The organism is Rufibacter psychrotolerans (genome assembly GCF_016924645.1).
GTDB classification, from domain to species: domain Bacteria; phylum Bacteroidota; class Bacteroidia; order Cytophagales; family Hymenobacteraceae; genus Nibribacter; species Nibribacter psychrotolerans.
Genome location: NZ_JAFFJV010000021.1, coordinates 36995 through 50029 on the forward strand (window position 1 = coordinate 36995; position 13035 = coordinate 50029).

At 58.1% G+C, this 13035-nt stretch carries 9 protein-coding genes; 1 reads left to right on the forward strand and 8 read right to left on the reverse strand.

Features of this window, described 5'->3' with window-relative positions:
* The first annotated feature begins 269 nt into the window (after positions 1–269).
* Positions 270–1223, forward strand: coding sequence for a methylenetetrahydrofolate reductase [NAD(P)H] (gene metF, locus JT718_RS17810; RefSeq protein WP_205504146.1), 954 nt, complete (start codon positions 270–272; stop codon positions 1221–1223).
* Positions 1224–1332: 109 nt separating this feature from the next.
* Here the strand turns inward: metF and JT718_RS17815 are convergent, their stop codons facing one another.
* The 8 genes from JT718_RS17815 to JT718_RS17850 all read right to left on the reverse strand — a co-directional run bounded on the left by JT718_RS17815 (position 1333) and on the right by JT718_RS17850 (position 12781).
* Positions 1333–2280 carry a DUF4249 domain-containing protein gene (locus JT718_RS17815; RefSeq protein WP_205504147.1) on the reverse strand — a complete coding sequence of 316 codons (948 nt, stop codon included), beginning with the start codon at positions 2278–2280 and terminating at the stop codon, positions 1333–1335.
* Between the two features lie 6 nt (positions 2281–2286).
* The gene (locus JT718_RS17820) at positions 2287–4662 is read right to left on the reverse strand and encodes a TonB-dependent receptor (RefSeq protein WP_205504148.1); all 2376 of its coding nucleotides are present in this window, start codon (positions 4660–4662) and stop codon (positions 2287–2289) included.
* Positions 4663–4822: 160 nt separating this feature from the next.
* Positions 4823–5755 carry a succinylglutamate desuccinylase/aspartoacylase family protein gene (locus JT718_RS17825; protein WP_317195523.1) on the reverse strand — a complete coding sequence of 311 codons (933 nt, stop codon included), beginning with the start codon at positions 5753–5755 and terminating at the stop codon, positions 4823–4825.
* Positions 5742–6677, reverse strand: a complete 936-nt coding sequence (gene rimK, locus JT718_RS17830) for a 30S ribosomal protein S6--L-glutamate ligase (protein ID WP_205504150.1) — start codon at positions 6675–6677, stop codon at positions 5742–5744. Before rimK ends, JT718_RS17825 begins: the two co-directional genes overlap by 14 nt.
* 17 nt (positions 6678–6694) lie before the next feature.
* Positions 6695–7165 (reverse strand): ATP-dependent zinc protease family protein, encoded by a 471-nt coding sequence (locus JT718_RS17835; protein ID WP_205504151.1) that lies wholly within the window; start codon positions 7163–7165, stop codon positions 6695–6697.
* Positions 7166–7221: 56 nt separating this feature from the next.
* On the reverse strand, positions 7222–8430 hold the full coding sequence (locus JT718_RS17840) for a PQQ-dependent sugar dehydrogenase (protein WP_205504152.1): 1209 nt from the start codon (positions 8428–8430) through the stop codon (positions 7222–7224).
* Between the two features lie 136 nt (positions 8431–8566).
* Positions 8567–9379 (reverse strand): alpha/beta hydrolase, encoded by an 813-nt coding sequence (locus JT718_RS17845; protein WP_317195524.1) that lies wholly within the window; start codon positions 9377–9379, stop codon positions 8567–8569.
* An 819-nt stretch (positions 9380–10198) separates the two neighbouring features.
* Positions 10199–12781, reverse strand: a complete 2583-nt coding sequence (locus JT718_RS17850) for a beta-N-acetylhexosaminidase (protein WP_205504153.1) — start codon at positions 12779–12781, stop codon at positions 10199–10201.
* Positions 12782–13035: the final 254 nt, after the last annotated feature.

Genomic DNA, 13035 nt, shown 5'->3' on the forward strand with positions numbered 1-13035 from the left:
TGCTCGTTTTCTAACAATGATTCTCCTCCCCTTCTGTCATCCTGGAAGGATCTTGTGGGCGAACTAGACAGGCATTGAAGAAACGCTATTACCGCTCGCTCACAAGATCCTTTCAGGATGACAAAGAGGGGGAGAGACAGGATAACAAAAGAAAAAGCAAAATAAACATCAATGAGGCGAGATGCCTTAGATACCTTCCGCTTCCTAAAGGCAAGCGAGAACAAACAAGAAAAAAGGCAAACGCCTATAAGCTACCGACACTACGTCAAATGAAAGTTACCGAGCACTTAAAAAACGCCAACAAAACCCTTTTCTCGTTTGAGATTCTGCCGCCGGTAAAAGGCACCAGCATCCAGTCTATTTATGAAGGCATTGACCCTTTAATGGAGTTCAAGCCGCCCTTCATCAACGTGACCTACCACCGCGAGGAGTACGTGTTCAAGGAGCGCGAGAACGGGCTGCTGGAGAAAATCACCATTAGAAAGCGGCCTGGTACGGTGGGAATCTGTTCGGCCATCATGAACAAATACCACGTAGACGCGGTGCCGCACATCATCTGCGGGGGCTTCAGCCGGGAAGAGACCGAGAACGCCTTGATGGACCTTAACTTCCTGGGCATCGACAATGTGCTGTTGCTGCGCGGCGACGCCGTGAAGACCGAGCCGGGTTTCCGGCCGCACAAAGACGGGCACGCCTACGCCTCTGACCTGATCAAACAGGTGGTGCAACTGAACCACGGCGTGTACCTGGACGAAGAAATGGAAAACCCCGTGCCTACCGACTTCTGCATCGGGGTGGCCGGCTACCCCGAGAAGCACATGGAGGCTCCCAACCTGGCCACCGACCTGCGGTATTTGAAACAGAAAGTAGACCTGGGCGCCGACTACATCATTACGCAGATGTTCTTTGACAACCAGTGCTTTTTTGATTTCGTGAAGGCCTGCCGCGCCGCCGGTATCACAGTCCCTATCATCCCGGGCCTGAAAACGCTCACTACCAGAAACCAGCTCAACGTGCTGCCGCGTTACTTCAACATTGACCTGCCCGAGGACCTGGTAAACGCCGTAGAAGCCTGCACCAACCCCAAAGACGTGAAGCAGGTGGGCATTGAATGGACCATCCAGCAGTGCAAAGAGCTGATGGAATTTGGGGTACCGTGCCTGCATTTTTACACCATGAGCAAGTCTGAGGCTACCGCAGCCGTGGCCAGAGCCATTTTCTAGGGCTGTTTAGAAAGTATTTTCTGGAAAACAGGTCCAAAACAGAAAGGCCACTTACCCCAGGTAAGTGGCCTTTCTGTTTTGGGGAGCAACTTTTCATTTACCATAAACCCTAAAGCCTGATCTTGAACCTGGTGGCGGTAATGCCCCCAAAGGTGCCGTACCCGTTCCTGACGTTGCTGTGCAGGTTCAGGGGCTCCGCGAAGGGGTTGTCTTCCTGGTAGTTGTTTTTGGAGCGCTCGTACAGGTACAGGTCTGCGGTGATGTGCTGCAGCGTTACCTCCAGGTGCGTGGGCGGTATGCCGCCGCCAATGTACGACTCAATCTTGCCGGCGTAGGCGATCTCGTCCTGGCGGGCCCACCCGTCGTCAAAGACCTTGAACAGCTCAATGCGCTCCACCTCCTCGCCAAAGATGTCGCCGTTGTCGTTGGCGGTGTACACGTTGCCTACTACCCGGTCCTGGTCGTCCAGCAGTTTCACAAACAGGCGGTAATAGTTTCTCTGGTCGGCAATGTCCTTGAACTGGATGCGCAGCATGCCTGAGAAGTTGAATTGGTCGTTCTTCCGGTCGGGCTGGAAGGAGACGCCGTTCACCGGCACCACGGCAGGCTGCACCAAGCGGCTTTCGATAGCCTCAAACCCGGGGGCCTGCACGGTGAGCGCGTACTCCTGCCCCGGCTCAGGGGTGAAGGGGTTGGTAGGCCGGTACAGGCCCTGGTCAGGGTTGTAGTCAAAGGGCGAGAACGCGAAACCCTGCCACAACACCCCGTTTTTGTCCCGGATGGCAACGGTGGCATCTTTCACCAACCCGTTCCGCCACAGGTCTTCGCCCGACAAAACCGTCTGGCTGCGCCCGATGAACATGCTTTGGTTGGGCTCCTCGGTGTTCAGGTTAAACTGCACCGTGAGCTTGGGCGTATGCGCCGGCACCTCAATCTCCACGTCGGTCTCGCAACCGCCCAGCGCGCCGGCCAGAACCAGCCCGAACAAACCCAGGGCCCTCGCTTTCCTGATTCGGGGCTTTTTTCCGGAAAAGAGGGCAAAAACAACTGCAAACATGGTCTTCTAGAACTTAAAGGTTTTGCTGATGGACGGCAGCACCGGAAACAGGCTTATCTGCTTGAATTTGGAAGGGTCGCCCTCCTTCTTGCCGGCTTGCACATAGATAAAGTAAGGGTTCTTGCGGTTGTAGGCGTTGTAGAAGCTGAGGTTGTTCACCACCTCGCCCCAGCGCTTCTTCTTGGTGTGGCTCAAACTAAGGTCGGCGCGGTGGTAGGCGGCCATGCGGTAGCCGTTGCGCGCGCCGTAGTCGTTGTAGGTTTGGGTGCCGCCGTAGCCGCCCTCCCAGGCCTCGCCTACCATGTAGCGGGCCTCGGGCAGGGTAATGGCGTTGCCGGTGCCGTACACCCACGTACCCGACAGCGTGAGGTTGGGCTTGAGCTGATGGATCACCACCAGTTCCACGTCATGGCGACGGTCATAGCGGTACGGGAACGTGGCGCCCTGGTTCAACTCCGGGAACCGGCGGTTAGACCACGCCAGGGTGTAGCCAATCCAGCCGTTGGTGCGGCCCGTTTTCTTGTGCAGGAACAGCTCCAGCCCGTAGGCCCAACCTTTGCCGGTGGTTACCTTGGTGTCCCAGCTGTTGGAAATGCCAATGAACGAGGCGCCCTCTTTGTATTCAATAAGGTTGTGCATGGTCTTGTAATAGCCCTCCAGGCTCAGCTCCAACCGATTTTGGGCAAGGGCGCGGGTGGCGCCCAGGGCCAACTGGTGGCTCCGCTGGGGCTTGATCTTATCGGTGGAGGGCACCCAGAGATCGGTGGGCAGACCAATGCCGCTGTTGGTGAGCAGGTGGATGAACTGGGTCATGTTGGCGTACGAGGCCTTGAGGCTCAGCTTCTCATTGGCGATGAACCGCACCGAGGCCCGGGGCTCCACCGAAGAGTAGAACTCCTTGTTCACCGCAAAGCCGTTGGCCCGCACGCCCACGTTCACCTTCACCCGCTCACTGAGGCGCAGGTCATCTTCCAGGTAAAGGCCCACTTCCTGCGCGGTGGTTTTCTGGGTGTTCACGTTCAGGTCCTCGGCAGCGCCGCCGTTGTTGTCGCGCACCTGCAGGGCGCCCGGCTGAAACTGGTGGTGCACATACTGCCCGCCGAACCGGATGTAATGGCTGGGGTTGGGGATGTAGTCAAAGTCCAGCTTGGCGCTCAGGTCGCGGATGTTGGAAAGGTACTTCAGCTTGTAGTCATAGGTCTGGCCCTGGTAGGTAGACTGCTCCTCGTTGCTGATGTCAAACTGGTACTTGGTGAAGGTAAGGTGCGTGTTGAGGAAGAGGCGCTGGTTCATGATGCGGTTCCAGCGGAACGCCGTGGTAAAGTTTCCCCAGCCCAGGCCGGCCCGGCTTTCTTCCGCATCGCCGCTGCTGCGGGCGTAAGAGCTGTAGAACTCATCGTAGCCGGTGTAGGCGCTCAGGTACAGGCGGTCTTTAGGGCTTACCTTCCAGTTGAGCTTGCCGTTGAGGTCATAGAAATAGTAGCCGCCAATGCCGTCTTCCTTGTTCATGAAAGGGCGGGCCAGAAGGTCAATGTAGGTGCGGCGGCCCGAGAAGATGAACGAGGCCACGTCTTTCTTGAGGGGCGCGCCCACCGTGAGCCTAGAGGCGATCAGACCGATGGAGCCTTCGCCGTCTACCTCGTTCATGTTGCCCTCCTTCATGGAGATGTCCAGCACCGAGGACAGCCGGCCGCCGTAGCGGGCCGGGAAACCGCCTTTCACCAGCTCCACGTTGTTGAGGGCCTCGGCATTGAACACCGAGAAAAACCCGAACAGGTGCGAGGCGTTGTACACCGGCACCCCGTCCAGCAGAATAAGGTTCTGGTCTGGCCCGCCGCCGCGCACGTACAGCCCGCTGGTTCCCTCCCCGCCCGACTGCACCCCCGGCAGCAACTGCAGCGCCTTGAGCACGTCTACCTCGCCAAACAGGGCGGGCACCGCCTTTATCTGCGCCACGCTCATGGTAATGGTGCTCATGCGGGTGCTTTCGCGGGCGTCTTCCTCTTTGGTGTTGATGATCTCCACCTCACGCAGGGCCGTGGTGGCGGGCGTAAGCAACAGGTTCTGCTGCACGTCTTGCCGGAGGTAGGTGGTGAACAAAGTGCGCTCATAGCCCACGTAAGAGGCCATGAGTTTCACAGAGTCTTTGGGCAGGGTGAGGCTGTAGAAACCATAGGCGTTGGTGGCGGTGCCCTCGCCGGTAACGGCGTTCAGGATGGCTACGCCAATCAGGTTCTCGCCGGTTTTGGCGTCGCGCACGTAGCCGCTGATGGTGAATTTCTGCCCCAATCCGGTGAAGGGCAGCAACAGGAAAAACAAGCCAACCAAGAACCGGACACTGCGTTTGTCCACCGGCACTTGTAACCACGAAGAGAAAGACATTCAGGAAAGTTTTGAGATAACGGGTCGCCGCAGGCGTGGAGTGTCTGCCGCGTAGGTAAAAGACCGCCAAAACCGGTTTTGCCCCTACCCCTTCCTGAAATTTTCTCTGGGCCCGTTCTGGGCCAGATTTTCCCAAAACAGCTCTAAAACGCCCCCGGCTTTACTCCACTCCTATGTGCAGGATGGCATCGCCCTGGTTCACCACGGGCATGTGGTTCAGGCCGATGACATAGCCGTTCACCGGCGAGGTGATGGGATGGCTGGCGTAGCCGTATGGGTCGGCCACGGTGCCCACCTGCTGGCCCCGGCTAATGGCCTGCCCGTTCTTCACAAAACTGCGGAACAGCCCTGCCCGGCGCGCCCTGATCCAGGTGGTCTTCTTGCAGACAACCGGCGGGTGCGACACCGGCACCGAGGTATCGGTCATGCCCAGATGGTGCATGACCCTGATGGTGCCTTCAATGCCCGTGTTAATGCTGGTTTCGTCCAGGCGCAATGACTCGCCGCTCTCGTACACAATAATGGATTTGCCCAATTTGGAGGCCTCTTTGCGCAGGGAGCCGGGCCGCAGTTTGGAGTCCAGGATGAAAGGGGCGCCAAACGCCTGGGCCAGGGGCTCGTTGCCCTCGCCCTCCAGCTCACACCGGATCTGCGGAAAGTTGGAGCGGCTGGCCCCACCGGTATGGAAGTCAATGCCGTAGTCTACCAGGGGCAGGACCTCACGGGTAAAGCGGGCCGCCACCCTACTGGCCAAAGACCCCGTGGCGCTGCCCGGAAAACTGCGGTTCACGTCTTTGCCGTCGGGCACCTCGCGCGAGAAGTTGAGGAACCCGTAGATGTTGAGGATGGGAATGGCCAGAATGGTGCCCCGCAAAGGCTGCAGCATGCGCCGCCTGATCATGCGCCGGATGGTTTCAATGCCGTTCACCTCGTCGCCGTGCATGCCGGCCATGAGCAGCAAGACCGGCCCCGGTTCCTCAGACCGGAACACGTGGATAGGAATGTCTATCTGGGTACCGCTGGGCAGCCGCGAGATGTTCAGCCGGATGAGCAGGTCATCGCCGGGGCGAATCTCTATGTTATTGATGATCATCTCCGCCATCCGGGGTCTTGGGCTTCTTGGTTTTCTTGGCTTTTCCTCTGTTGACCAGCAACTCTGTGTATTCAATGATCTTGCCGGCAATGTCTTGCTGGGTGGCTTTCTCAATACCCTCCAGGCCGGGCGAGGAGTTCACCTCCAGAATAAGCGGCCCGCGGCGGGACTGCAGCATGTCCACGCCCGCCACGTCCAGGCCCAACGATTTGGCGGCCAGCAGGGCGGCGGCCTTCTCGGCGCGGCTCAGCTTGATGAGGCTGGCGCTGCCGCCACGGTGCAGGTTAGAGCGGAACTCGCCCTCCTTGCCCTGGCGCTTCATGGCCCCCACCACCTCGCCGTTCACCACAAACACCCGTATGTCGGCGCCTTTGCTCTCGGCAATGTATTCCTGCACAATGATGCGGGCTTTGAGGTTGTGGAACGCCTCAATCACCGACTCGGCGGCTTTCTGGGTCTCGGCCAGTACCACACCCAGGCCCTGGGTGCCCTCCAGCAGTTTGATCACCAGCGGCGCCCCGCCTACTTCCTTGATCAGCTCCTTCACTTGCTTGGAGTAGTTGGTGAAGGCGGTCTTGGGCATGCCCAGGCCGGCCCGCGCCAGGATCTGGAGGCTGCGCAGTTTGTCCCTGGACCGCAGAATGGACTGCGAGGCCACCACGCTTTTCACCTTCATCATCTCAAACTGGCGCACCACGGCCGTGCCGTAAAACGTCACCGAGGCCCCAATGCGGGGGATGATGGCGTCAATGCCGGTGAGCAGCTCACCTTTGTAGAGGATGTGCGGGTCGCCCTTCTCCATGACTAGGTCACAGCGCAAATGGTCCAGGACCACCACCTCATGCCCCCGTTGGTGGGCGGCTTCCACCAACCGGCGGGTTGAATACAACTTTGGATCGCGCGAGAGAATCGCAATTTTCATACAGGAAGCTCTAGAGGTTATTTTTTCTTTCTGACTTTGTTCTTGGCCTTGAGCGACAGGTTCTTTTTGGAAACGTCTACGATAAAACGTTTGCGCAGCAAGGTCCGGCCCAGGAGCACGGGATATTTCAGGTCACTGCGGTCTGAGAGGGTGAGGTCTGTCTCAATCTCCTGCCCGTGAATGACCACCTTTGTACGGATTACGTAGCGTTCCTGCACATCGCCAAACGAACTTTTTACGTTGCGCAGGTCAAAGTCTGTGAACTCAAAGGCTTTGTGGTTATAGGCGGGGTGGCGCTCATCCAGCAGCTCAAAGTGAATGGCCCGCTGCCCGTTGGGCAACTCCACCTCCCTTATGTTGTTGCAATGGATGGCCGAGGTGTAGGCCCCGGTGTCTATCTTGGCCTCCACCTCAAACAAACCCAGGTCAGGGAAATCTACCATCTCCCGCCGGCCAATGATGCTCTTTTCAGGCTGGTCTTTTTTCATACCCAATAGCGTAGGCGTTTCAGGCCCCTTTTGGCCAAAGCGGCCCTAAAACAGGTTTACTTTTGGCCGGTATACGTGATGCGGTAAATGCAGTCGTTCATGTCATCAGACACCAGCAGGGAGCCGTCTGGCATGACCTCCACGTCTACGGGGCGGCCCCACTCTTTGCCGTTTTGGAGCCATCCGGCGGCGAACGGCACAAAACTGCCCTTGCCCTGGGCATCGGTGCGGTAAAGGCTTACGCGGTAGCCAATTTTCTCGGTGCGGTTCCAGGAGCCGTGCTCGGCAATGAAGATCTGGTTCTGGTAGTTCTCGGGGAACATGGTGCCGGTGTAGAACTCCATGCCCAGGGTGCCGCCGTGCGGATTTAGCTTCTGCACCGGCGGCGTGTAGTCGGCGCAGTCTTTGCCTTTGCCGAACTCAGGATCCAGCACTTCGCCGGCGTGGCAGAACGGGTAGCCAAAGTGCATGCCTTTCTTGGGGGCGCGGTTCAGCTCGTCAGGCGGAATGTTATCGCCCATGAGGTCGCGGCCGTTATCGGTGAACCAGAGTTCCTTGGTTTGCGGGTGCCAGTCAAAGCCTACGGTGTTGCGCACGCCGTGGGCGAACACCTCCAGCCCCGAGCCATCGGGGTTCATGCGGCTGATGGCGGCGTACACCGGCTCTTTCCTGAGGCAGATGTTGCAGGGCGCGCCCACGGGCACGTAGAGTTTGTCATCCGGCCCAAAGGCGATGTACTTCCAGCCGTGGTGCTCCTCGGTGGGGAATTTGTCATAGACCACCTGGGGCGCGGGCGGGTTCTTGAGGTTATCAGCGATGTTGTCATAGCGCGTGATGCGGCTGATCTCGGCCACGTACAAAGACCCGTTGCGCAGGGCCACCCCGTTGGGCATTTTAAGGCCGCTGGCTAGGGTGATCACCTCGTCTACCTTGCCGTCTTTGTTCTTGTCTGGCAGGGCGTACACGCTGCCCCGGTCGCGGGAGCCTACGTAGAGCGTGCCGTCCGGGCCCAGGGCCATGGAACGGGCGTTGACCACGTTGCGGGCGTAGTAGCTGATCTGGAACCCGTCTGGCAGGGTGATCTGCGCCAGGTTGGCATCGGTGGCGGGCTGTTCGGTGACTTCCTCAGAGAGGGTGTCTTGCGCGGCGGTGGAGGTTCTTTCTCCTTCTTCGTTGGCATCGGGCTTGCCCGAGTTGGAACAGGCTAGTTGGCCCAGGAGCAGCAGCACACAGGCGCTCCATGTGAGGGGTGCAGGCAGTTTCATAGTTTTAGATTGTACTGGGTGGCAGCAGGGAATCTGGCCGAGGTGGGCACCGCTCCCAGATTCCCGTTTTAGGGGTAATTTGGCAAAAGTACACCAAAAACCGAATTCTCTTTCTGAGGGGTATACGCAAAGAAACTTACTTGGCTGTCTCGGCGCGGTGTTTCCTTAGCCACATGGCCACGGTGTACAGCAAATTGGTGTGGCCGGTCTGCAGCACCACCAGGTGGTGGCGCTTGAGGGCGTTCAGAAACACCTGCAGCCGTTTCTGCGAGATGATCTGGTCATACTTGCCCAGGAACACGTTTACCTCAATGTTGCTCTGGTTGAGCAGGCGCACCATCTTGCGGGTGTCAAAGGTAAGATTGCTGAAGCCGGTCCAGCTGCGGTACACGCGCAGGCGTTTCTGCGGCGAGTCCATCTGCCAGTTGGCGAACTTCACCAGCCCCGAGTTTACCCAGCGTTTCTGCTCCAGCCAGCTGAGCGTCTGGAAAAAGCGGGTGGGCCGCAGCACAATGCGTTTGAACAGGCCCTGCAGCCAGCCGGGGTACGTGGCCAGGCTGTAGAGCAAATGCGTTTTGATGCCGTCTGGGGCAATGAGGTAGAGCTCGTCCATCTGCGGGTGGAACTTCTCCAGCACGGTAAGCGCGAACTTGCCCCCCATGCTGAAGGCCATCACCGAGAAGCGGCTGATCTTTTCCTTTTCCAGCAGGGCCTGCACAAACTCCTGCAGTTTTCTTTTGGAGAGCGGCTGGTCTGCCTTGCTCAGGGTGCTTTTGCCATGAAAGAACAGGTCTACCGCAAACACGGTGTAGTCTGGGTGCAGCACCCGGGCCATGGTGTCATAGTAATGGCTCTCCTGCCCGTACCCGTGAAACGCCAGCAGCGCCTTAGGCCCATGGCCCATGACGCGGTAATGCAGCTTGGAGGATCTGAGTTGGATAATGGGCACGGTTGCAAACGCTTTAGCTCTGACAAAAAGGGTTCTCTTGGCGAATTACCTTACGTAATCTTTAAACCAAAGATAAAGAGGGAATGCAAAGCCCGTACAATTTCAGGAAGTTGGTAGCAGGCCGGGAATTTATACCAAAGAGGGGAGCAAAGAATCATGTCACCGCCTGATACACGGTAACAGATTCTGCTTCAACTGATAAAGACTGGCTTAAAAAAAGGGCTACACAGCGCTTCTTCCCGAAGCATCAGCCGGCTCCATTAACTCCCGTCCGTAGTACACCAGCTCTTTCTGACCCGGACTTTCCGATACGGTACAGTAATAAACCCGTTTCACGTAGCGGCGCACGGTCAATCGCTGGCTGGGGTTTGCCTTCGCAACAACTGCTGCTCCTGCTGGATATATATTTTCTATCATCTTGAAAGATACGATAATAAAAGGAGCTTCGCTAATCACTGTTTTACAAGGAGTAGAAGCAAAACCTGAAAAAGTCACGGAAGAAGTACAGCTGAACCTTTACGGAACGAATCTTCACTGGAAAGCCGAAAGGAAAGTACCCAAGTAAGTCTTTGATGATGTCCCAAGTACTCAAGCCCTCTACCCCTTGTTGGTGTCTTCACCAACAAGCAGAAATGCCCTCGCGCCCGCGACTGTGGGCGTAAACACTACCGGGAGCGGCCGCCTACCAGCTATCGTGCGTAGCCAACCATGCCAAACCTACTGCTATTGATATAAAAAAACCAAGAGCGTTTCAGGGCTGATTTTTCAAAATCAGCCCTGAAACGCTCTTGTGGAGGCGGGAGAAATCTTACAATCTCCCTACTGGATTGCAGGCTTGTTCTCTACCGTGGTCACGCGGCTAGACCGGCCGGCCGCGTCAAAGACCGCCAGTTTGATGGTACCCTTCTCAGCAATGGGCCCAGTGTAGGCTTTGCTTTTGGCGGTAGGCTCGGCTCCGTTAGTGGTGTACCGGATGGTGAGGCCCGGCAACTGCACGTTGGCCACTACCTTGCCGTTCTGCGTGGTGGCGCCCGCCGTGGGAATGCGGTAGTTGAACCCACCGGCGTAGTAGTTGAGGCGGGGCAGCTCGCGCTTGCCCAGCACGTTCGCAAACTGGGACCAGGCCTGGGCATAAGCCGCCTTGCTCTGCGCCGATTCTGGGTTGGAGGCCCAGCTGGGGTCAGGGGCCCAGGCTCTTTCGGCCAGGCCCAGGATCTTGGGCAGAATCATGTACTCCAGGCGCTCCGGCGAGGTGATCATCTCGCTCCAGAGCGGGGCCTGCAGCCCCACAATGTTGGCGCGGGCCTCGGGCTTGAGCTGCTCTTTGCCGGCAAACATGGCCTGGGAGGTCAGCGGCTGGTTGTTGTCGTCTACCTTAATGCTCTTCATGTAGTCGTACGGGATGAAGTAGAACGCTTTGTCCACATCGGTGTAGCCGCCCCAGTACAGGCCCGGCTCGTCGTACGCTTTCTGGTAGGCCAAGTCCATGTAGTAGTGCGACACGTTGGTGAGCACCACCTTGTAACCGGCGTTGGCCATGCGGTAAGGCAGGTCCAGGTTGGCGCCCTGGTTGTTCCAGACATCCACGTGGAAGTTCTCCTTCACAAAGTCTGGGTTGGCCACGTAGCTCAGGCGGCCGTTGGTGCGCACTTTGCTCAGGCCAATTTCCTCCCAACCCGACAGGTACAGGCTGCGGGCCTTGAGCATGGCGTTCAGTTTCCCGAAGAAGTAGTACCACAGGTCATCCACGGTTTTCAGGCTGGGGTCCTTGGCCATGAGGGCTTCTACCGCCGGCGATTTCTGCCACACGCCGTTGGGCACCTCGTCGCCCCCGAAGTGGATGGTCTGGATGGGCGCACCGGCTTCTTTGTACATGGCCAGCAGCTCATCGGTCACTTTCTCCAGGAAGTTATAGGTAGAGGGCAGCGCCACGTTCATCACGTTGTCGTTGAAGTACTGCACCGAGCGGTACACCGATTGGTCCTGGGGGTCGTGGAGCAGGTACTGTTCGGCCTCGGCCTTCTTGCCCTCCTTCATCAGGCGCTCGTAGCGGGCGTCCATGGATTTAACGGCGGCGCGGGCGTGGCCGGGCGTCTCCACCTCCGGAATCACCTTGATGTGGCGGTCGCGGGCGTATTTCAGGATCTCCACGAAATCTGCCCGGGTGTAGTAGCCGCTGCCAGTGCGGTTGTTCACATCGGGGCCCGAGCCGTAAGAGGGCTGCAAAAATTCCTTCTCCCCCACCGAGTGCCCGCGGCGGCCGCCCACCTGCGTGAGTTCGGGCAGGCCCGGAATCTCAATACGCCAGCCTTCGTCGTCGTTCAGGTGGAAGTGGAACACGTTGAGCTTGTAGAGCGCCATCAGGTCCAGCAGCTTGAGCACTTCTTCCTTCTGGTGGAAATTGCGGGCCACGTCCAGCATAAAGGCGCGGTGTCCAAACCGGGGCTCGTCTTTCACCTCCACGCCGGCCACCGCCACTGAAGTTTGTTTTTTGGCCAGGGCCGATGGGGGCAGCATGGTTTTGAGCGACTGCGTGCCGTAGAACGCGCCGGCCGCACTGGAGACCGAGATCACAATCTCCTGCGGCGTTACCGTCAGCTCGTAGGCCTCGGGGCCCAGGCCGTCTTTTTTCTGTAGCTTAATGGCCTTGCCCGTACCCGCGGACTTTACCTCGGGCTTCTGCCCGAAAATTGTGCCCAGGTAAGTGGCCAGCGCCGCAGCTTCGCGGGGAAAGGCAGTGCTGACTACCGGCACTGCGGCCGTGAGCGTGATTCCTTTGCCGGTTTCTTTGTACTGCGCCGGGGTGGGGAACACCTTGGGGAGCCGTTCGGCCGGAAGGTCTTTGATGCTGCTGTTCTGCTGGTAAATGTCCTGGGGCTCTACCCAGCCAATGCTGTTGTGGGTGGGCTTCTTGATGTCTACGTTCTCCAGGCTATACCCCTTGTTGGGCTCTTTGTCCCAGACCAGGTAAAAACCCCGGGGGGCCCGCGACTCATTCACAATCTGCCCGGCCGCCACAAACTCTATGCGGGCGCTGGCCCCGGGGGCCAGGGACTTGAACGTACTGGTAGGCACCATGCGCAGGAAATCGCCGTTGATGGGCTCTACCTTCACGGGGGCATCAGGGGCTTTGGGCTTGAACGAGGGCGTGCCGTGGAAGTACAGCCCCCAGCCAGCGGCGGGCAGCTCTGTTTTACCGGTGTTTTTGATGGTAAGCGCCGAAAGCGTCTGGTTCTTGCCCTGGTGTTTCTCTTCTATGACTTGCCAGGTGAGGCTTACCTGGTTGGTGGTAGTCTTACCCACCGGCGCCTGCGCCTGGTTGGCTTGCGGAGCGTTCTGCGGCGTTTGCCCCGAGGAGCAAATAGACAGCAGGCTCATGGAGAGAACAAGGAGGTGTTTCATGTGGGGGTGTCAGTTGGTTGCCAAGTTTCCCGGGCAGGCCCACCCTCAGGGGCAGGATGGCCTTGCCGGCTTTAAAACGCTAAATATATCACAACCCGGTGACAATCCTGAAACTACGCCCGCATTATCTGGCTTTATCAGTATTTCCCGCGAAAATGCCCCAGATTTGCCCCGGCCCTGAAACAAGGGAGCCGTTTCAAGCCCCTTTCCTGAAAAACGAGCCCAAAACGGCGGAAAGTACTCTTTTTATCCCT

What these genes read in the sequence shown, in the direction of transcription:
- metF (WP_205504146.1), top strand. Translation starts at nt 270, where the DNA reads ATGAAAGTTACCGAGCACTTAAAAAACGCCAACAAAACCCTTTTCTCG.
- JT718_RS17815 (WP_205504147.1), bottom strand. Translation starts at nt 2,280, where the DNA reads ATGTTTGCAGTTGTTTTTGCCCTCTTTTCCGGAAAAAAGCCCCGAATC.
- JT718_RS17820 (WP_205504148.1), bottom strand. Translation starts at nt 4,662, where the DNA reads ATGTCTTTCTCTTCGTGGTTACAAGTGCCGGTGGACAAACGCAGTGTC.
- JT718_RS17825 (WP_317195523.1), bottom strand. Translation starts at nt 5,755, where the DNA reads ATGATCATCAATAACATAGAGATTCGCCCCGGCGATGACCTGCTCATC.
- rimK (WP_205504150.1), bottom strand. Translation starts at nt 6,677, where the DNA reads ATGAAAATTGCGATTCTCTCGCGCGATCCAAAGTTGTATTCAACCCGC.
- JT718_RS17835 (WP_205504151.1), bottom strand. Translation starts at nt 7,165, where the DNA reads ATGAAAAAAGACCAGCCTGAAAAGAGCATCATTGGCCGGCGGGAGATG.
- JT718_RS17840 (WP_205504152.1), bottom strand. Translation starts at nt 8,430, where the DNA reads ATGAAACTGCCTGCACCCCTCACATGGAGCGCCTGTGTGCTGCTGCTC.
- JT718_RS17850 (WP_205504153.1), bottom strand. Translation starts at nt 12,781, where the DNA reads ATGAAACACCTCCTTGTTCTCTCCATGAGCCTGCTGTCTATTTGCTCC.